A 20,115-nucleotide genomic window follows, 5' to 3' on the forward strand; every position below is an offset into this window, starting at 1 on the left:
ATCAGGTCTCCGGCTCAACGATGGTAATGCCGAGCGACGGCAGGCCTTCGATCCGCGCGTCGATAACGTCGCCCGGAACGACGGGACCCACGCCGGCAGGCGTGCCCGTATAGATGAGATCGCCCGGCTCGAGCTTCATCTGCTTCGACAGCTGCGCCACGATCTCCGGCACGCTCCAGATCATCTGGCCGATATCGCCGCGCTGCTTCTCGACGCCGTTCACCGACAGCGTGATCGCGCAATTGTTGAAATGCCGGGCATCGCGAGCCGGCGCAATTTCGCCACAAGGCGCGGACGCGTCGAAGCTTTTGCCCATTTCCCAAGGCAGTCGCATATCGCGGGCATCGCGCTGGCGGTCGCGACGGGTGAGATCGATGCCAACGGCATAACCCCAGATGTGATCGAGCGCATCCTCCACCGCGATATCGCGGCCGCCGCGTCCGATGGCCAGCACCAGCTCAACCTCGAACTGGAAGTCTTCGGTGAACGCCGGATAAGGCACGCGCGCGCCGTCCGGCACCACGCTGTCGCGCGGCTTCTGGAAGAAGAACGGCGGATCGCGCTCGTCGGCTTCCTTCATCTCGCGGATGTGGTCGAGATAGTTGCGCCCCACGCAATAGACGCGGCGTACAGGGAAAAAACCGCCACCCACGACCGGCACGCCGGTGACGGGAATTGCGGGCAGCATCTGCTGGGACGTCACGCTCACTTGGTCACCTGGGTATTGTACCAGTCGAGGATCTGGGCACCATTCCAATGCACCACGCCTTCAAACTGGTTCACATAGTCATAGATCGCTTCGAGATACTTGATGCGGAACGGCTGACCCGAAATATACGGGTGGATCGCGATCGACATGATCTTCGGCCGCTCTACGCTTTCAGCATAGAGGCGATCGAACTGATCCTTGGCACGGTTCAGTAGCTGCGTACTCTCGTGATGTTGCACCATCATCATCGGGATGTCGTTCATCTCCACTGTGTAAGGCAGCGTTGTGAGCGGCCCCTTCTCGGTACGGATCACGGTCGGTTCGTCGTCATAGACCCAGTCACCGATATATTTCACGCCGGCTTCGGCGAGGAATTCCGGGGTCTCCAGCGTCTGCGTAAGACCCGGCCCGAGCCAGCCCACCGGGCGCTTGCCGGTGAAGTTCTCGATCACATCCATCGAGCGGTTGATCATCGCCTTCTGGTCGGCTTCCTTGTGGATAGGCCCCTGCTCATAGGCATGGCCCATGAACTCCCAGCCAGCGTCCTTCGCCTGCTGGGCCACGCGTGGATAGTCCTCGCAGACGCGCGCATTGATCGACAGCGTGGGCTTGATGCCGAGCTTCTTGTAGAGATCGAAGAAACGCCAGACACCGACACGCATGCCGTATTCGTGCCAGCCCCAATTGGCGACATCGGGCAGCAGCGGAATGCCGGTCGGCGCCGGCAGCACCTGACGCGCCATCGGCTTGGCAATATCCCAGACCTCGAGATTGACGATGGTCCAGATGATCATGCGGGCATTGCCCGGCAGCTTCAGCTTGGGACGATCGACGATGGCGGAATAGTCGCAACGCTCGCGCGGCTGCATGGGACCGGTCATGGCTGGATGCCCTTCGAAAGTGGGAAGTTGTATGGGATCATGCGGCGCGTCCTGCACCCTTGAGGCCATCGAGCTGCATCACGGCATCGGTATCCATCACGAAACCGAAGGCGGTGCGGATGCAGGCGAGGCCGGCGGCATGCAACTCCGGCCCGTCCATGCTGTCGACGCAATCCTCGACGACGATCACCGAGTAGTCCCGCACATTGGCAGCCGTCGTCGTCGCCAGCACACAGGAATTGGTGTTTACGCCGGTGACGAGCAGCGTGTTGATGCCGTGCGAACGCAACACGAAATCGAGATCGGTGCCCAAGAAGCAATCGTAGCGCTTCTTGGTGTTGACGATGAAGTCGCTGGGGTCCAGCAGCTCCGGCATCACGGTGCAGCCGGGGCCGCCCATGATATTGTGCCGCATCACATTCTTGCGCGTTGCTTTTGGATCCTCGGCGCGGGTCCGCCAGAACGGATTGGCGCGGATCTCGGCCTCGTCGCGATAGGACGTGACCTGGTGGATCACGGGAATGCCGACACTACGGCACCAGTCGAACAGCCGCTTATTGGCAGCGATCACCGTCTTCGCGACATCCGGCGTGGTCGGCATGGTCGCCACCGACATGTCCAGATGACCGCGATGCAGGTCGATCGCGACAACGGCAGCCTTGATCTGATCGACACCAAAATTCATGATCACACCAGCGGGTTCAACGAAGTTTTCAGCAGAGTGCGCTGATCGATCTTGAATTTGTCGGCGAGCCAGTCGGCCAACACTTCCTGTCCAATGGTGGGATTGTCGTGCTGGCAATGTTCGGCGCCGGTCTCGTCCGGCTCAAGCACGCGCAATGTCGCATCAACACCATTGGCAATCGCATGGTCATAGGTCGAGCGCGCCGCGGTCACCGTGAGCACGTCGTGGCCGCCATGCAGCACGAGATACGGACACTTCATGTGTTCGAGATGGCCCTTCAGCGTAAAGGGCTTCATCAGCTCATGAGCTTCCTTCATGGTCTTGGCGCCAAATACCCAGCGGATATGCATCGCCAGACCGAAGTCGTCGCCCTTCTGGCCCCACATGTCGTGCACCGACCAGACAGCCCCGTGCGAGATCACCGCCGCGAGGCGATGCTCGTAACAGCCGGCGCGCGCGGCGTAGTAACCGCCCATGCTGGAGCCGCAGACCGCGATGCGCGAGCTATCGACATCGGCGCGCTTTTCGAGCCAGTCGACACATTTGCCGACCGGCACTTCCGTATCGGCGCGGGTTGCAAGTCCGTGGCGGCGCAAGGTACCGCCCTGCCCGGGCAGATCGACCATCAGCACCGAGATGCCGCGCTGCAGGCAACCATGGGCCTGCATGAACCACATCTCGTCCTTGATGGAGTCGAGACCGCCCATGCAGATCAGCACCGGCAGCTTGTCTCCCGGAAATGGCGCACGGATGAAGTAGCCGCAGATCGGCTTGCCCGGCTCATAAGGGATTTCGACCACTTCGCCGGGCGGATTGAGATAGGAAATGAACTTATGCGAGCAGGCTTCCATCTTCTCGAAGGTCGGCAGCCGTCGCGGATCGGTCGGCTCGAGATGAAATTCGGCTTGGCGGTAATAATCGGCAGCCCGCAGGAAACAGTTCATCGCCGTGCGGATGTGGCCGAGCTTTTCTTCGGAAAGGCCGCGCTGCCAGTTGGCATCCGCGATCACCATCCACTCTTTATGCCAGCTTTCGAGGTCGCCCGGGATCATCCGCGAACCGGCCAGCATCACCTCGGACACGCTGCCGCCGCCCTCCTGGGTCTCACCGAGACCGCGGCGGAATTGATAGGCAAGCCAGGGATGCTCCGGCCAGTGATGCCAGCCAAACGGCTCATAGTGCGGGGTGCGATCCGCCGTGATCTCCTCGATGGCGTTTTCGCCGATCGACTTCCCTGCCGCCATGAGACGCGTACCGCCTGCTTCTTGTGAACGTGACCGCATCATTGCGGGTTCGGGTCACGAGTCAATCGGAATTACATACACTTTTTCAGATGCTCATCATTTCCGCGAATTGCCTCCCCTTTATGCGCGATATTTATGCAGTAAAATTGCGCTTTCCTGTATGCTGAGTAGCAAAGACGGATCACACTCGGATTGAATTGTATTCACTTTGCTGCGGAGCACCACCGATGCCCGACTCATCCCCCTTGCCGCCGCCTGAAGCTGGCGGCCCCAGCCGCGCCGCTAACCGGTCGCTATCGGTGACGGATCAGATCCGCGACGCCATTCTGGATGGCACGGTCAGCGCAGGCGAACGGATCAACGAAGTTCGTTTCAGCAAGACGCTGGAGGTCTCGCGGACCCCCGTCCGGGCCGCCTTGCAGGCACTGGCCGGCGAAGGGCTGCTCGACTACGCCCCCAATCGCGGCTTCACCGTCCGTGAATTCCCGCTCTCGGCCATCGTCGATGCTTATGAAATTCGCGCATCGCTGGAAGGCGTGGCCGCACGCTTCGCCGCCGAACGTGGACTGAGCGCCGAGGAGCGCGCCATCATCGAGGAAAGCCTTGTCGCCGGCGATAAACTGCTGGCGCGCGGTGAGTTTGCCGAAGGCGATCTCACCATCTATCGCGGCATCAATGGCGACTTCCACGACACCCTGCTGGGCGCCGCCCGTAACCGCATGCTGGCGGAGATGATCCGGATCTGCCACCACGTGCCGATGTCATCGAGCCGCAACATCGTCGCCTTCGAGCATCGCGACGTGCGCCGGCGTCATGATGATCACCACCGGATCTACGACGCCATTATGGCCCGCGAGCCCTGGCGCGCGGAGGTACTGATGCGCGAACACGTCTCCGGCGTGAAATCCTCGCTGGTCAAATCGCTGATCGAGCGCGGCGAGCAGGCCGATATCGTCAATGGTTCGGCGGCGGGATAGGCCACCGCGGCGTATCGACATCGTCGCGATGGCGCAGCGTCTTAACCTATCATTCACCGAAGTTCGTAACGGCGCGTTGGCGGTCCCCCCGGTACAAAACTACGCATGGGGCAAAACGACGCAAAGTCGGGGGAACGGTCTGATGGCGCTGGCGGCCTTGCTGGCTTCGCCGCGCTGCGCCGTTTCCGATTTCAAGGCGGGCCGATCCAAGGCCTCATCCTGTGCGGCTGCCTGCTGATTACCGCCATCGCCATCGGCACGGCCTACATCACCGTCCATTTCAGAGACCGCTCCATCGAGAGCAAGAAGCGCGAACTGGACAACACGGTTCTGCTGGTCGCACGACACTTCGACCAGCAGTTCGGAGACCTGCAGGGCATCCAGAACGACGTCATCACCTATATGAAGTCGGCCAACATCCAGAACAGCGCCGCCTATCAGCATCTGATGTCGGGGATCGACGTCCACCGCATGCTACGCACCAAGCTCAGCAGCCTGCCCTATGTCGGCGGCATCAACCTGTTCGATTCCGAAGGCAAGCTGCTCAACTCGTCGGAAACCTGGCCGGTGCCTGCCATCGACATTGCCGACCGTCAGCATTTCCAGACGCTGCAGGCCGACAACGGGCCCGCGGTCGTATTGGCCGAACCCGTCATCAGCAGGGTGACTGGTGCATGGACCGCCGTGTTTTCGCGCAAGCTGATCGGACGCCATGGCGAATTCATGGGCATCATCAGCCGCGGCGTCGAGCCGGTTCACTTCGAGAGCTTCTTCGCATCCCTCGCGCTCGAAAAAGACGCCAAGATCTTGATGATCCACCGCAACGGCACCGTGCTTGCTCGCTATCCGCAGAACGAGACCGTTATCGGCCAGAACCTCAGCAACAGCTCAGTCTTCAAGGACCTCTGGTCGACGGGCGGAACCTCGACGGGGCACTATATCAGCCCCATCGACGGGGAAGACGAATTGGGCTCCGCAAGGCGCCTCGCGGCGGCTCCCGTGATGATCGTCGCGACCACCAGCATGCCCGCGGCCCTGCATGACTGGCGCGAGCAGACCAAATATCAAATCATCGGTGCGACACTTGCCGCATTGGTGATCCTGGCGACGCTGTTCCTGATCGTCCGGCAGTTGAACCGCCAGCACCGCTCGGCCGAACGGATGCTGGCGCAAAAATCGACACATCTCGATACTGCAATCAACAATATGACGCAGGGCCTGCTGTTGTTCGATGCCTATGGCCGGCTGGTCGTCTGCAATCAGCGCTTCATCGACATGTTCGGACTATCCGACAAGATCGTGAAGCCAGGCTGCTATTTCCGCGACCTCATCCAGCATCGCAAGGACAACGGAACCTTCATCGGCGATGTCGACGAATACTGCACGTCGTTCTTGCGAAGCGTTGCTGAAGGCCCTGTCCACGATACGCTACTGACCACGCCGGATGGTCGTTCGATCCAGATCCTCGTTCAGAGATCGGGGGACGGCGGCTGGGCCTCGACGCTCGAGGACATCACCGATCGCAAACGTTCGGAAGAGCGCATCGCCCATCTTGCGCATTACGATGCTCTGACAGATCTCCCCAATCGGGTGATGTTCCGTGAGCGCCTCGAAGCGGAAATCGCAACGCTGCATGACGGCGCGCGATTTGCGATTCTCTATATCGATATCGATGAGTTCAAGAGCGTCAATGACACGCTCGGTCATGCGATCGGCGACGAGCTGCTGAAAATCGTGGCCACGCGGCTGCGCAGCTGTGTCGGTAATGCGGGCTTTGTCGCGCGACTTGGCGGCGACGAATTCGCCATCGTGCATACGGGAATTGCCCGCCGCAGCGATGTCACCCATCTGGTGGTGCCGCTCTATGACGCCATCCGGCAGCCCTATGAATGCCTTGGTCACCAGATCACGACCGATGCCAGCATCGGAATCGCTGTAGCCCCCGATGACGGCTCCGATCTCGACGAATTGCTGAGACATGCCGACCTCGCAATGTATAGCGCCAAGGCCGCCGGACGGCGCACCTTTCGCTTCTTCGAGCCTGCCATGGATGAAGGCGCAAGGGCGCGGCGCGCGCTGGAGCAGGATCTGCGGAAGGCGCTCGCGGAAGACGGACTTGAGGTTCACTATCAACCCGTCGTCGATATCGCCAGCAACGAGATTACTGGTTGCGAAGCGTTGCTCCGCTGGCGGCATCCGGTTCGCGGCATGGTTTCACCGGCAGAGTTCATTCCGATCGCCGAAGAAACCGGCCTGATTACCGAACTCGGCAATTGGGTATTGCGAACGGCATGCGCTGAGGCGGCCTCCTGGCCGGCGCCAATCAAGCTCGCTGTCAATGTATCGCCGATTCAATTCACGACGCAGACCCTGGCCTTGAATGTCACTCGAGCCCTCGTGGCAGCCAACTTGCCAGCTCACCGACTCGAACTTGAGGTCACGGAAACAGTGCTGATCCGCGATGATGAGATGGCGCTCGCGATCCTCCATCAGCTCCGCGGCATCGGTGTCGGGATTGCGCTGGACGATTTCGGGACCGGCTATTCATCGCTCAGCTATCTGCAGCGATTCCCGTTCGACAAGGTCAAGATCGACCGCAGTTTCATCCGGGACATCGTGGCGCCCGGCGGATCGTCATCGATCGTACAGGCGGTTGTAACCATCGCGGCCGCCCGCAACATGATCACCACGGCGGAGGGCGTTGAGACAGCCGATCAACTCGACGCACTGCGTATGCTCGGTTGTACCCAGATGCAGGGTTTTCTTTTCAGTGCCGCCAAGCCGTCACGAGAGATTCGCGCCATGCTCCAGAAGCGCGAGATCGCCGTCGCCTGACGCCAGGAGGTCCGAAGTCGTCGCGAAAATGGCCTGTTTTGGATTAAACAGAAGGAAAGCTGGCGATCCCGGCATGACTCGAACATGCGACCTACGGTTTAGGAAACCGTCGCTCTATCCGGCTGAGCTACGGGACCGCGATCCCGGTCAGGAACACCGGGCATGGACAGTTCCATATCAGAGCCGTTCGATCATCGCTACCCGTTGGCAATTCAAATAGGACGGGGCCGGAACCGGCGTCACATGCCCTTAAAAGATCGGGACATCTATCGCGGAACGTCTCGGACCGCCCATCGTTGGCTGGTTGTCATAATAACGATGGAGAATCCCGCATGACAAAGATGAAACTTCTTGCTGCTGCTGCCGTGGTCTCTGGCTTGATCGCTACGCCAGTGATGGCAAAGGACCCGATGAATCGCCGGGCGCAGGCCACGCAGGACTATCGCGCCAGTACAGTCGATAGCGGCTATCGTGATTCGGGCTTCTGGCCGGGTGACGTTGCGGCAGGCGTGGTTGGCGGCGCGGTCGGTGTAGCGGGTGCGGCTGTGGGCACCGCCGGGGCCATCGCAACTGCGCCGTTCCGGAACAGCTACAATTCCTATGATGGCTACAATGGCGTCCCGCGCGATTCCTACGCACAGCGCATGGGCTTCGTGTGTCAGCCGGGAACTTGGTTCCGCGGCGAGGACGGCCGACGACACATCTGCCAGTAAGACAACTGACATCTGAGAAAAAGGGCGGCCCAAAGGACCGCCCTTTTTCGTGTCTGTCATCGGATAGAGTCCCAGGCACACGAAACGAAGCGACAACACCGCTCCATCGGACGTGAGCCCGTCGCTTCGCAAACTACGTGTGGTCCCGTGTAGGTGATTGCGCGTCGAGTAGCAGCGCGATCCGAAAACTACTGTCAAGAATGACTCAAAACTCTGAAGTCATCAATTTCAGTGATATGAGAGCAGCCACAGATCTCTGCCTGAAAACACTTCCACATCAGCGTTGTATCGCGAAATAACGCCGGTCTGCGTACCACATGACCGCACTGATGCAGTCATGCTGCACTTGCTCCAAAAGCGGGGAGAAGTAACACATCCGAGGTTGAAAAATGGCCCACAAATGGCGAGAATTGGGTTTGTTATCTACATCGGAACCCACGTGGCTCATTTGTCCGCATACAAGTCACTCATATTTGCGCTACTGACGACCGCATCACTCTCCGGTCTCGCGTTGATGTCTTCGCCTGCTCGTGCGCAATGGTGGACTGCCGCGCCTGCGGATTATGAAGATTGCGCCGAGCGCATCGAAAAATCGACGGCTTCGAAAGACGCCAAGGCTGTGGCGCTGTCGGATTGCGAAAGCAAATTCGCGGGACGGCGCAAGCGCGGTGGCGGCTATACGTATCACGACTTCATGCAGAACCGCAGCTTTGATATCGCTGGCCCGAACCCAACCACGGCTGAACAGAAGGCGATCGACGAGCAGTACAAGATCTATCTGGACAATCAGCGTCGCAGCGTCATCGTCGCGGCCTTCGCTGAAAAGCAGCGCGAAGCGCAAACCCAGGCTGCGCTCGAAACGGACTTTCGGCAGACCGCGGAAACCCCAAGCGATGCGAAGCCTGTCCTGCTACCTAGGCCTCGGCCCAAAGTGCGCGCCAAGGAGCCGGATTGCGCGATCGAGCCCCTTACCTGTGGGTGGTCCAAATTGTCATCGGGGCTGAAAGACATCAAGGACGCGCTGTTCGGCACGAACGCGCCGGCCAAGACCAAGCGCACTTGAGCCATAGCAACCTGTCAGGTATCAATCCGTGATGACCATCGCCCAGAACATCCGGTAGGTCGACTTGGGATTGGCGACGTAAGCGACGCCGACCTTGCGTGCGCCGGACATGAGCAGGTTCTCGCGATGACCTGGGCTCTCTTCCCATTGCCTCAACGTTTCGGGAAATGTCAGGAAGCCCGCCGCGATATTCTCTGCTGCTTTGGATTTGCGGAGCTTCCCCACACGCGCGGAGAAAACACCGCCGACCTCGTGGCTGACCTTGCCACTGGATGACATCGCCTGCGCCTGAGCAAGCGCGACCGCGTTCAATTTACTGTCCAGCGTGACAGAGGAGAGCTTGTGCGCTCGGCGAAAGGCACTGATCTGGCTCGCATAATCAGCCGCTCTGCTTTCGACAATGGTTGCCATGATCAACGCACCACAGAGCACAAACAACCTCAGGGGGCGGTAGGTCATGACAATCGCTTCACGGATCAGATCCAATGACTATACCGACGACGTTGCGCAGACGATCGCGGCAGCGGGCTTGCGAGCATGCGCAGGCGCCTGCACTTCAGTCGCGCGTCGTTGCTCGGCAAGCCGGGCATCATAACCCGGCGACGGGGTGACCGTCGGAGGAACCACAAATGCAGGTGCGATGGCACCAATGCTTAGTATCGCCGCAACCACAGCGATAGCGGCGCAGGATTTCCGCTTCAAGACCTTCAAAAACAGGGTTCGCATCGATCGCTCCACCCAAGAAAACGGCCTGAAGCGCTAACGAACTTCAGGCCGGCTTCGTTCAGTACGAAAGCTTACTTCTTGGCCTTCTTGGCCTTTGCAGTCTTAGTCACCTTGGTAGCCTTCGTGGCGACCTTCTTCGCCTTGCGGCGACGATGACCGAGCGGAATGCCAAGCTTAATGGCTTTCTGACGCAGCGAACCACCGGTGCGCTTCATCTCCTTGGAAATCTTCTCGAGCGGGGTCTGGGCCTTCGAATGCGCCTTCAGGATCTTCACGTCTTCCTTGGTGTACTCGCGACGGACGAGTTTCTTTTTCGCTTTCTTGGCCATTGTAGCTCCGATTGTTAGTTGAATAATTCGACCGGCACACGCTTTGCCGATGATATGAAAGGATCAAACGCCCAGCCCGGCGCGCGAAGCGCGAACCACCGTCAAATCACGCGGCCTTCTATACTAAAGATGTCGCGAATGACATAGCCCCTGATGTCACATCATGATGTCTAGTATTGAACCAGCCGTACTCCTGCGAGCCTTCTTCACGACGCGAACTGCTACTCGTCTGCGAATAACGGGCTAAAAGACGCTTTACATCTCATTTACTGAGAATTCACCGACGCGTATCCGCAATTGATATTTAACGGATAATCATCGGCTTAATGCGAATGCAACGGATAATGGTACCATCGCATTGACCGGCAGACGCAATTGGAGCATTCGGATAGTTGAGTCCGCCGATAGTAGCCGAAACGAATAGTAACATTCTCGTAATGATAGCGCCGAAGCCGGTCCAACAGTCCCTTCGGCTCAATCAATGTCACGTTCACTGCGAATCTGATCTGGCTTGAGTGCGGGCGATCCCTTGCCTGACGTCTCTGCGTGCTTGATCAGTGTCATCACGCGCAGCGATAGCGGAGCCGTGATCTGATATTTCGCCGCCAGCTCAACGACGACACCCTGCAAATAGTCAATCTCGGTGCGTCGATCGCGCTGCAGATCCTCCCACATGGACGAGCGCGCATTTGCGTCGATCTTCATCGTCCGCCCGAGCAGCATATTGAACAGGCCGTCAGGTAGCCGCAGCAAATGCGGCGTTAGTCGCGCAGGGATCGGCGTCGCCGAGATGGGCTTGATACCGGCGACTTTCAGAACGGCCAGGCCTTCCGCCATTTGATCGGCGAATAACGAGCGCCACGCGCGCTGTGCAAGCTGCGACCGCAACGGTATATCCGACAGCGCATTGAGCGCGTTGTTCAAATTGACCAGCAGCTTACCCCACTGGACACCGACGATATCGTCGCTCGCAAGGACGGCAAGATGCGGCACGGATAGCTTCGAAGCGGTATCGGCCCCATCGCGTTCGACGACGATGTTTCCGGACGTTGCGCGGTGAACATGACCATCGTCCTTTGCGATGACATTAAATGGCACCATTCCGCCGAGGATGCGGCGCCCGGGCAGAGCTGCGCGGAGGACCGCAACATTGCCGACGCCGTTTTGCAGGCTGACGACGATCGCGTCTTGCGCTGCATGATCCGCGATCAGCCCCGCCATCTCCGCCGTATCGCCGCTCTTGACCGCGACCAGAATGATCTTCGCCTCGCTCATGATGGCGGGGTCATCCGACAGCCGCAGCTGGCCGGGGGCGAGACGTTGATCAAGTCCCTCGAAGCTCGTCAGCCTCAGACCGTGCCCCTCGATGCTGTCCACGATGCGCCGCCGCGCCAGTATGGCGACGTCGCGGCCGGCTGCCGCCAGGATGCCACCCACGAAACAGCCGATACTGCCGGCACCGGCGATACAAATGGGCCGCGTTTCGATCACGTCATCTCCCGTTCATCCAGCATCCGTTACTAGCAAAATGCCGCAGCGCTGCCTATCGGCGGAACCGACGCGCCTTGTAGGCGTCATACCGCGCAGCTATGCTTTCGCCGGGCTGGCAGAACAGGAGATGATCATGGGTTTGCTCGACATTCTGAATGGCATGGCCAACGGGCCGCGTGGCCCCAGCGATCCCGACGACAAGAGCGGCGGCATGTCGCCGATGACGATGGCGATCCTCGCGCTGCTCGCCTACAAAGGATACAAGCACTTCACTGGTAGCCAACCGGCGGCACAGGGGCACTCGCAAGAAATCCCGCCGCCGAATACGACGCAGGCCAGCGCGCAAGATAGCGGCCTTGGTGGTATGCTTGGCGGCCTCCTCGGCGGAAATTCTGGCACTGCAGCAGGCGGTGGCGGCCTCGGCGACCTTCTGAAGGGCCCGCTCGGCGGTCTGTTGGCGGGCGGAGCCGCCGGCAGCGTGCTCAGCGGTGGCCTCGGCGACCTGCTTAAGCAGTTCCAGCAGAACGGCCATGGCGACGCCGCGGATTCCTGGGTCAGCTCCGGCCCGAACAAGCAGATCTCGCCTAATGATCTCGGCGCCGCACTTGGCGCGGATCAGATCGCGCAACTGACGTCGCGCACCGGCATGTCCCGCGAGCAGCTTCTCGCGGAGCTGAGCAACGAACTACCCGATGCCGTTAATCAGTTCACACCGCATGGCCGGCTACCCACGGAAGACGAAGTTAAGTCCAGCTGGGTTTAACGCTCACTTAGAAGAGGGGATATTGCTATGATCTGGATTCTCGTTGTGGGCTTTGTCGCAGGCATTATCGCCCGCCTTCTGTCACCGGGGCCAAACAATCCCAGCGGCTTCATTCTGACCACTATCCTGGGTATTGCCGGCGCATTCCTGGCGACGTTCATCGGCCAGCAGATCGGCCATTACGGCCCGAACCAGGGTGCCGGCTTCATCACCGCCACGATCGGCGCGCTGGTGGTGCTGTTCATCTGGAACAGACTGGTTGCCCGCCGGATGATTTCCGATCCGGGCAATCGCTGATCTGCCAGCAATCGAGAATGAAAAAGCCTCGGGCATTACCCGAGGCTTTTTGCTGTTTGACGCAGGTTTCCGATCAGGCCAGCAGATGCATGCCGGCATCCATCCGCACCAATTCGCCCGTCATATTGCTCGATGGCGACGTGGCGAGGAAGCAGATCAGGGCGGCGACGTCCTCCGCGGTCGAGGCCACCTTCAGTGGAACTCGCGCGATTACGGCATCGCGAACTTTGGCAGCGCCGTCCGCACCGCGTCCCTTGGTGAACCATGGCGTATCGATATAGCCAGGGCAGACCGTATTGACGCGGATCAGCGGAGCCAATGCACGGCCGAGCGACAGCGTCATCGAATTCAGCGCGCCCTTGCTGGCGGCATAGGCGACTGACGAACCGCCGCCTGTGATACCGGCCATGGACGAGACATTGACGACGGCCGAAGCACGACCCGACGCCTTGGCGCCGGCTTCGAGCAAGGCACGCGCCGCACGCACCATCTGATAGGGCCCGATCGTGTTGACCGCATAGATGCGCTGGAAATCTTCCGCGGACAGGCCATCGAGATCGTGATGCGGCACATGCTTGGTCATGCCGGCATTGTTGATCAGCGCATCGATCCGCCCCCAGTGCTGGGCAGCCGCGACGATGTTCTTGCAATCGTCGTCCTTCGATACATCGCCTTGAACCACGATGACTTCGGTTGCACCAGCATCGCGGCACAGCTCGGCAGTGGCTTCGGCTTCCTTCTGACTCGACGAATAGTTGATGACAATACGGGCGCCGTCCTTGGCGAGAATGGCGGCGGTCGCAGCACCAAGCCCCGATGCCGACCCTGTAATCACGACGCACAAACCGTCACTTGCCATCTGCATTTCCTCTGCTTGTTCTGACGCTGATGCGATCTACCATAATGCGGTCGCGCTGGTATACAACGCGGCACAAGTTCGCTTTGCGGAATTAAATTGCGCTGCACCAACACATCATGCCGCCACCGCAGGCCCCTCTGCGGCCAGCCCGCTTGTCTTCCTTCCACCTTTTCCGCATCATGAATGCAAGAAAAGTGGCAGCGCCCATGCCCGGCATTCCCTGCCGAATGAGATGCGCTAGCACACGGGGAACGCCTTGACGGACGCAGACAATATCGTTGCGGAAACCGCGGAACGTATTTTCGCCGATCTCGCTGACGCACAGACCATCAATCACGACAAGAACGGCAGCTGGAAAGCGCCGCTCTGGCAGGCACTGACAGATGCTGGCCTGCCGCTCTCATGGGTGCCTGAAGAGTGCGACGGCTCCGGCACCAGCATGGCCGAAGGTTTCAGTGTCCTCAGCGTCGCCGGCCGCGCTGGCGTTGCTGTACCGCTCGCCGAGACCATGCTGGCGGGCTGGCTGCTCGCGCAGGCCCAGATCAAATCGCCCGAAGGCATGATGACCGTCGCGCCGGCAAGCCCGCGCGATCGCCTCACGCTCAACGCCGATGGTACAATTACCGGCCGCGCGCGCGGCGTGCCGTTCGCGAGGGATGCGAAACACATCGCCATCGTCGCCTCCGGCATCGGCGGAGCCTCTATTGCGCTGGTGGACGCCAGCGCCTGCCGGATTGAAGCCGGGCTCGGTCTGGCCGATGATCCGTCCGACACGGTGCATTTCGACGCTGTGAGGCCGGTCACCCTTCGATCTGCGCCATCGGGCTTCGATCAGAAAGCGCTGTTGCTGATGGGCGCACTCGTGCGCAGCCAGCAGATTGCCGGTGCAATGGAAACCATGCTCGGCATCGGCGTGAACTATTCTGGCGAGCGCGTGGCGTTCGAGAAGAAGATCTCGAAGTTCCAGGCGGTGCAGCACAATCTGGCGAAACTCGCAGGCGAGACCTCGGCAGCCCTCGCCGCTGCCAGCTCCGCGGCTGACGCCTTCTCCAGCGGCGCACCACTCGATGACGCGCTCTTCCTCGAGGCCGCCGCTGCAAAGATCCGTTGCTCCGAGGCCGCCGAAAAGGGCGCCGCCATTGCGCATCAGGTTCTTGGTGCCATCGGCTTCACGCAGGAACACATCCTGCATCGCTACACGCTGCGCGCATTGGCATGGCGCGATGATTTCGGCAGCGAAAGCTACTGGGCGGTCGAACTCGGCAAACTGGTCGCTGCGCGCGGTGCCGACGAGCTGTGGCCTCTGGTCGCGTCGCGCTGATCGAACACAAGAAACGAGATCCTTTCACATGACTGCAGCCCTTCGTTTCGATCCGATCCGCCTGCCGCCCGAATGCGAGCAGTTGCGCAAGGAAGTCCGCGCGTTCCTCGCCGAGGAAATCGCCGCTGGCACTTTCGATCCGCACAAGCCCCAGCGCGAGGACTCGGACAATCCCGAATTCAGCAAGCGCGTCGGCGAGCGCGGTTGGCTAGGCATGACCTGGCCCAAGAAGTATGGCGGCCACGAGCGCTCGTTCCTTGAACGCTACGTTGTTACCGAAGAGATGCGCGTGGCCAACGCGCCGGTGCGCCGCTTTTTCGTTGCCGACCGCCAAAGCGGCCCGGTGCTCCTGAAATACGCCCCCGAGCACATCAAGATGGACATCCTGCCGCGCATCTGCCGCGGCGAGGTCTGTTTCTCTATCGGCATGAGCGAGCCGAATTCGGGCTCCGATCTGTTCGCTGCCAAGACCAAGGCCACCAAGACCGACGGCGGCTGGCTCATCAATGGCAGCAAGATCTGGACGACCTCGGCGCATATGGCCGACTACATGATCGCGATCTTCCGCACATCGGCCCCGACCAAGGAAAATCGCCGCCACGGATTGACACAGTTTCTGGTCAATATGAAGAAACCGGGCATTACGGTGAACCCGATCGCGCAGATCACCGGCCAATACGAATTCAACGAAGTCGTGTTCACCGATCACTTCGTGCCGGACGACCACATGCTCGGCGAGCTCGACAGCGCCTGGAAACAAGCCACCAGCGAGCTCGCTTATGAGCGATCCGGCCCCGAACGTTTCCTTGAAACCTATTACGTGCTGACCGAACTGGTCCGTGCTGTCGGCCCGGAGCCGGACACTCGCAGCGCCGAAGGCATCGGCCGCCTCGTCGCACAGCTGCACACGATGCGCCGCATGTCGGTGTCGGTGGCCGGCATGCTGCAGGCCGGCAAGGAGCCGGTGGTGGAAGCGTCCATCGTCAAGGATATCGGCACGATCTGGGAGCAGCAGTTGCCCCATCGCGTGCGCGAACTCGCGGCTTTCGTCGACGACAGTGCCTCCAATCACGCCACGCTGGACGAGATGCTGGGCTTCGCCATCAAGACGGCGCCAAAACTGACCATTCAGGGCGGCACCACCGAAGTCCTGCGCGGCATCATCGCGCGCGGACTTGGTCTGCGCTGAGGCTCGTCGTTCCGGGGCGCACGCGCATCTTGCGCGTGTGAACCCGGAACCTCGACATGGTTGAACACATCCAGATTCCGGGTTCACACCCGGCAAGCGCCGGGCGTGCCCCGGAATGACGAGGAAACACATGACCACCTACAAAGACATCGGCGTCGAGACCCGCGGCCACATTGCGATTATCGAGATCCGCAAGCCGCCACTGAATTTCTTCGACATCCTGCTGATCCAGCAGATCGCCAATGCGCTCGACGAGATCGACGCCAATCCCGAGATCCGGGCGACGGTTCTGTGCGCGCAAGGCAAGGCGTTCTGCGCCGGCGCCGATTTCAGCGACCCGAACCGCAAGGAGACCGAGGCAGCCGCCAAGAGCGGTGACCCCGCCGACAATCTCGGCTCCATCGGCCATCTCTATATGGAAGCCGTGCGTATCTTCCGCGCCAAGAAGCCAATCGTTGCGGCCGTCCAGGGCGCAGCCATCGGCGGTGGCCTCGGCCTCGCGGTGTCGGCCGATTTCCGCGTCGCCTGCCCGGAAACGCGCTTCGCTGCCAATTTCACCAAGCTCGGCTTCCATCCCGGCTTCGGCCTCACTGTTGCGTTGACCGAGCTGATCGGCAAGAACAACGCCGAGCTGATGTTCTATACATCGCGCCGCGTCGGCGGTGAGGAAGCCTTGAAGATGGGCCTGGCCAATGTGCTGGTGCCGCAGGCCGAGGTCCGCGACGCCGCCATCAGGCTTGCGGAAGAAATCGCGGAATGCTCGCCGCTCGGCCTACTTTCGACCCGCGCCACCATGCGCAACGGCCTCGCCGATCGCGTGGCCAAGGCGACCGAGCACGAACTGGCCGAGCAGACGCGCCTGCGTAAGACAGAAGATTTCAAGGAAGGCGTTGCGGCGACTGCCGAACGCCGGGTGCCGAACTTCAAGGGGCGCTAAGTCCCCGTCGGGTTTTTTTCAAACCTCACTGTGAAATGGCCGGGCAGCGCGAAGCGAGCTTCGCTAGACGCCCCGGCCATTTTTATTTGACGGCCGCCTACCCCTTCCGCACCACCAACGCATCGACGATGGTGACTCCCTCACCCGTGGGATGCACCAGAACGGGATTGAGTTCGATCTCTGCGAGATCGCCCTTGAACTGCGCCGCAAGTTGCGAGACCTGTGCAATCAGTGCCGCTGCCGCTGACACGTCGGCCTTCGGCGTCCCGCGAAAGCCATTCAGCAACGGCGCAGCCTTGAGTGCGCCTAGCATGGAAGCAGCCTCAGCGGCACTCACGGGCGCCGGGCGATAGACCACGTCCTTGAACAATTCCGCCGTCACTCCCCCAAGGCCGACCATCACCATCGGCCCGAAGGTCTCGTCCAGCAGCGTGCCGACGATGATTTCGACACCCTTGCTAGCCATCGGCGAAACGAGCACGCCCTGCAGCGCAGCCCGCGGCCGGTGCTGCCGGGCGCTGGCAGTCAGCGCGTCATAGGCAGCTACGGCTTCATGCTTCGTGGTGATGTTGACCCTGACGCCGCCAACCTCGCTCTTGTGCGGAATGTCGCGCGACTGGATTTTCATCACCAGCGGGAAGCCTATCTTGGCAATCGCTGCATCCAGCGCCGATCTGTCGGCAACAAGAACCTCGCCTGGCAGCGCGACACCGGCAATCTGCAGCAGCGTCTTGCTGTCATACTCGGAGAGCGTCGGCGCAGTCAGATGCTCAACTAAATCGTTCGGCGCGACGATGGCTGTTGCGACCGGATCTGCCAGCCTGAACCTAGCGTGATCGACCAGCCGCCGCAGTGCGACACTCACGTGAGTCAGCCCGGATAACACGACCACGCCGGATTCGGCGAGACCGGTGCGCGCGAAGTTCGACGGTAGCGTATAGGACCAGAACACGATCGGTTTGTTCTGCGCGGCAATGACGGGCTTCAGCTCCGGCGTCTTGAACGGCATCCGCGTCTCGCTCGACAGCGAGATGACCACCAGGATTGCATCGACCTCGTCAGACCTGTCGAGCAATTCAATGGTCTTTTGCAGCCCGCCGCTGTGCACTGCCTGGGCCGTGATATCGATCGGATTGCACGGCGATCCGTAGGATGGGATCAGCCCGCGAATCGTCGCCTGAACGCCGTCCGACAATTCGGGCACCTGCAGCCCCTGCGCCGACACGGCATCAGCGCCCCAGATGCCTGCGCCGCCCGAGACGGTGACGACAGCGACGCGATCGCCCTTCGGCAGCGGCGACGTGGTCAGCACGGCGGCGATGGTCACCGCTTCGTCGAGATCGTTGGAGACGATGAAGCCATGACGCGCGAACACCGCATCATAGGCGGCCGTCCAGCCCGCCATGCTGGCGGTATGCGAGGCTGCTGCGCGCCCGCCAGCACCGGAGCGGCCGACCTTTACGACGATGACCGGCTTGCCGAGCTCCGCTGCCTTGCGAGCCGCGGCGAGAAATTTGTCGACGTCGCGAATGCCCTCGATGAACAGCAGGATCACGTCGGTTGCCGTATCCTGCACCATGTAGTCGAAGAATTCGCCGGCGCCGAGATCGGACTCGTTGCCGGTCGAGATCACGGTGCTCAGAGCAATGCCGAGCGACTTGGCGCGGTTATAGATCGCAAAGCCGATGCCGCCGGATTGTGCGACGATGCCGACCCGCTTCGTGGTAGCGGCCAGCGGCAGCTGGTCCGGCCTTACATCAACGGTTGGGCTGAAGGTCGCGGCAATGCCGGCGATCTGGTTGTAGTACCCCTCGGCGTTCGGTCCGGAGATCCGCATCCCCGTGCGCTTCGCCAGCGTCGCAATAGCATCCTGCATCGCGATGGAACCGCCGCCTTCCTCGGCAAAGCCGGAGGAGATGATGATGGCGTGTTTGACGCCGAGCGTCGCGCACTCCTCAAGCGCGCCGAGCACGACACGCGCAGGAATGATCACGATGGCGAGATCTATCGGCTGCCCGATGGCTGCGATGCTCGGATGGCACGTCAGCCCATCGATATCCCGATAGTTCGGATTGACCGGATAAATAGCGCCGGAGAACTGATTCTTGCGCAGAAAGGAGAGAAGCAGGCCCGGGATCTTCATGACATCGCGGGAAGCGCCAATGATGGCGATGCTGGATGGATTGAAGAACGAGTCCAGCGGATGCGGACGTGTCACTGTCATGGCGTTTCCGGTTTATTGTTGTTGCCGTAGCGTTTCCGAGCGAAGTGGATACCGGTTCGCATGAAGGAAACGCGTCAGAAAAGAAGGGATCGTGCGGCGATTGCCGCGATCACGCAACGACGCGAAACGTGACCCCGGCCAGCAGAAATGCATCCCCGGCGCAGGGACATCCGCGTGCCCGTGCGCTGCCGAGCACCTGTGCGACGTCGTTGACGCGAAAAGTGATCCCGGTCATGGCTTCGCTCTTACCCTTGGCGAAGCGCAAACAGCCGTTCGTGAACGCGATTTGCGGATCGTCGTTGCGGGCCGAGGTCAGCGGCACGCCGATGATATTGCTCCAGTGCTGCGCCAGATCGTAATGGTCCGGACTCTGCAGCTCGACCTCGGTCAGCGCGCGCGTGATGTCGTGGCGGATCGCCTCCTGCCAGTCCGGACCGGCCGGCGGATACGGCCCGAAATCGTCGTCGCTGTCTTTGGTGTGATTGAACTCGATGAAGGCGGCCCGGCAATCGCGTGGATGCAATTGCACGCCGTGATAGGGCGGATGATCGATCACATTGGCGGTGCGCACGCCGATGTTGGCGGCGAAGCGCCCACGCTCGTCGGGATCCTCGCAGGACAGGATCACCATATAGCCGCCGCGCCCACCGGATTTCTCCATGAACCGCCCGGCCGCCGTGCCCGGCTGCGTCGGCGCGACCACTTCGAGCAACGTCGCCTCAACGGGCATCAGTGCATTTTCAAGCCCGTATTTGCCGACATGAGGATCGCGGTAGCAGACATTGAGGCCAAGAATGGCCGCGATATCGCTCACCACTGGCTCCAGATGCGGAGCGACCAGACAAACTTGCCGCAACCGCATCTGGCTCATG

19 protein-coding genes and 1 tRNA gene are annotated in these 20,115 nt (G+C 60.9%); 9 read left to right on the forward strand and 11 right to left on the reverse strand.

Annotated elements, in window-relative coordinates:
* Window position 1: 1 nt before the first annotated feature.
* Genes CHC01_RS28670 through CHC01_RS28685 form a run of 4 tightly spaced genes read right to left on the reverse strand, consistent with a single transcriptional unit; the run spans window position 2 to window position 3,519 of the window.
* The gene (locus tag CHC01_RS28670; protein ID WP_309942401.1) at window positions 2–709 is read right to left on the reverse strand and encodes a fumarylacetoacetate hydrolase family protein; all 708 of its coding nucleotides are present in this window, start codon (window positions 707–709) and stop codon (window positions 2–4) included.
* A complete protein-coding gene (locus tag CHC01_RS28675; protein WP_244558554.1) occupies window positions 706–1,590 on the reverse strand; it encodes a polysaccharide deacetylase family protein in 885 nt (294 codons plus the stop codon). The genes CHC01_RS28670 and CHC01_RS28675 overlap by 4 nt, the downstream gene beginning before the upstream one ends.
* A 37-nt stretch (window positions 1,591–1,627) precedes the next feature.
* Window positions 1,628–2,275, reverse strand: a complete 648-nt coding sequence (locus CHC01_RS28680) for a cysteine hydrolase family protein (protein ID WP_089267740.1) — start codon at window positions 2,273–2,275, stop codon at window positions 1,628–1,630.
* Between the two features lie 2 nt (window positions 2,276–2,277).
* Window positions 2,278–3,519: an alpha/beta hydrolase family protein gene (locus CHC01_RS28685; RefSeq protein WP_176454737.1), complete on the reverse strand. Its 1,242-nt coding sequence runs from the start codon at window positions 3,517–3,519 to the stop codon at window positions 2,278–2,280.
* Between the two features lie 227 nt (window positions 3,520–3,746).
* Here CHC01_RS28685 and CHC01_RS28690 point away from each other — a divergent pair, with 227 nt between their 5' ends.
* A complete protein-coding gene (locus CHC01_RS28690; RefSeq protein ID WP_089267742.1) occupies window positions 3,747–4,496 on the forward strand; it encodes a GntR family transcriptional regulator in 750 nt (249 codons plus the stop codon).
* A 105-nt stretch (window positions 4,497–4,601) separates the two neighbouring features.
* Window positions 4,602–7,331 (forward strand): bifunctional diguanylate cyclase/phosphodiesterase, encoded by a 2,730-nt coding sequence (locus tag CHC01_RS28695; protein ID WP_089267743.1) that lies wholly within the window; start codon window positions 4,602–4,604, stop codon window positions 7,329–7,331.
* Between the two features lie 60 nt (window positions 7,332–7,391).
* Here CHC01_RS28695 and CHC01_RS28700 read toward each other — a convergent pair.
* A tRNA-Arg gene (locus CHC01_RS28700) sits at window positions 7,392–7,468 on the reverse strand.
* A 195-nt stretch (window positions 7,469–7,663) separates the two neighbouring features.
* Between CHC01_RS28700 and CHC01_RS28705 the strand changes: the two genes are divergently transcribed.
* Window positions 7,664–8,044 (forward strand): hypothetical protein, encoded by a 381-nt coding sequence (locus CHC01_RS28705; RefSeq protein WP_089267744.1) that lies wholly within the window; start codon window positions 7,664–7,666, stop codon window positions 8,042–8,044.
* A gap of 337 nt (window positions 8,045–8,381) precedes the next feature.
* Window positions 8,382–9,107, forward strand: coding sequence for a hypothetical protein (locus CHC01_RS28710; RefSeq protein ID WP_244558555.1), 726 nt, complete (start codon window positions 8,382–8,384; stop codon window positions 9,105–9,107).
* 21 nt (window positions 9,108–9,128) lie between these two features.
* Here CHC01_RS28710 and CHC01_RS28715 read toward each other — a convergent pair whose 3' ends face one another.
* The 3 genes from CHC01_RS28715 to CHC01_RS28725 form a co-directional block, all read right to left on the reverse strand.
* Window positions 9,129–9,566 (reverse strand): CAP domain-containing protein, encoded by a 438-nt coding sequence (locus CHC01_RS28715; RefSeq protein ID WP_244558556.1) that lies wholly within the window; start codon window positions 9,564–9,566, stop codon window positions 9,129–9,131.
* Between the two features lie 338 nt (window positions 9,567–9,904).
* Window positions 9,905–10,162 carry a hypothetical protein gene (locus CHC01_RS28720; RefSeq protein WP_231078919.1) on the reverse strand — a complete coding sequence of 86 codons (258 nt, stop codon included), beginning with the start codon at window positions 10,160–10,162 and terminating at the stop codon, window positions 9,905–9,907.
* A 474-nt stretch (window positions 10,163–10,636) separates the two neighbouring features.
* The gene (locus tag CHC01_RS28725) at window positions 10,637–11,653 is read right to left on the reverse strand and encodes a 2-dehydropantoate 2-reductase (protein WP_089267745.1); all 1,017 of its coding nucleotides are present in this window, start codon (window positions 11,651–11,653) and stop codon (window positions 10,637–10,639) included.
* A 133-nt stretch (window positions 11,654–11,786) separates the two neighbouring features.
* On the opposite strand from CHC01_RS28725, the gene CHC01_RS28730 reads away from it, so the two are divergent.
* Both CHC01_RS28730 and CHC01_RS28735 read left to right on the forward strand, forming a co-directional pair.
* The gene (locus tag CHC01_RS28730) at window positions 11,787–12,416 is read left to right on the forward strand and encodes a YidB family protein (protein WP_089267854.1); all 630 of its coding nucleotides are present in this window, start codon (window positions 11,787–11,789) and stop codon (window positions 12,414–12,416) included.
* Between the two features lie 27 nt (window positions 12,417–12,443).
* Complete coding sequence (locus CHC01_RS28735) at window positions 12,444–12,713, forward strand: GlsB/YeaQ/YmgE family stress response membrane protein (RefSeq protein ID WP_089267746.1); 270 nt, start codon at window positions 12,444–12,446, stop codon at window positions 12,711–12,713.
* A gap of 73 nt (window positions 12,714–12,786) precedes the next feature.
* Here CHC01_RS28735 and CHC01_RS28740 read toward each other — a convergent pair whose 3' ends face one another.
* The gene (locus tag CHC01_RS28740; RefSeq protein WP_089267855.1) at window positions 12,787–13,572 is read right to left on the reverse strand and encodes an SDR family NAD(P)-dependent oxidoreductase; all 786 of its coding nucleotides are present in this window, start codon (window positions 13,570–13,572) and stop codon (window positions 12,787–12,789) included.
* A gap of 256 nt (window positions 13,573–13,828) precedes the next feature.
* Here CHC01_RS28740 and CHC01_RS28745 point away from each other — a divergent pair, with 256 nt between their 5' ends.
* The 3 genes from CHC01_RS28745 (at window position 13,829) to CHC01_RS28755 (ending at window position 17,019) form a co-directional block, all read left to right on the forward strand.
* Complete coding sequence (locus CHC01_RS28745; RefSeq protein WP_089267747.1) at window positions 13,829–14,893, forward strand: acyl-CoA dehydrogenase family protein; 1,065 nt, start codon at window positions 13,829–13,831, stop codon at window positions 14,891–14,893.
* Window positions 14,894–14,921: 28 nt separating this feature from the next.
* Window positions 14,922–16,082 (forward strand): acyl-CoA dehydrogenase family protein, encoded by a 1,161-nt coding sequence (locus CHC01_RS28750; protein WP_089267748.1) that lies wholly within the window; start codon window positions 14,922–14,924, stop codon window positions 16,080–16,082.
* Window positions 16,083–16,212: 130 nt separating this feature from the next.
* Entirely contained in the window at window positions 16,213–17,019 is an 807-nt protein-coding gene (locus CHC01_RS28755; protein WP_089267749.1) for an enoyl-CoA hydratase/isomerase family protein, read from the forward strand.
* 97 nt (window positions 17,020–17,116) lie between these two features.
* Here CHC01_RS28755 and CHC01_RS28760 read toward each other — a convergent pair whose 3' ends face one another.
* Together CHC01_RS28760 and CHC01_RS28765 are read right to left on the reverse strand one after the other, a co-directional pair.
* Window positions 17,117–19,243 carry an acetate--CoA ligase family protein gene (locus CHC01_RS28760; RefSeq protein ID WP_089267750.1) on the reverse strand — a complete coding sequence of 709 codons (2,127 nt, stop codon included), beginning with the start codon at window positions 19,241–19,243 and terminating at the stop codon, window positions 17,117–17,119.
* Between the two features lie 109 nt (window positions 19,244–19,352).
* Window positions 19,353–20,114 (reverse strand): VOC family protein, encoded by a 762-nt coding sequence (locus CHC01_RS28765; RefSeq protein WP_439065200.1) that lies wholly within the window; start codon window positions 20,112–20,114, stop codon window positions 19,353–19,355.
* Window position 20,115 lies beyond the last annotated feature (1 nt).

Origin of the sequence: Tardiphaga sp. OK246, from assembly GCF_900188215.1 — a bacterium.
In the GTDB taxonomy this organism is placed as follows: Bacteria; Pseudomonadota; Alphaproteobacteria; order Rhizobiales; family Xanthobacteraceae; genus Tardiphaga; species Tardiphaga robiniae.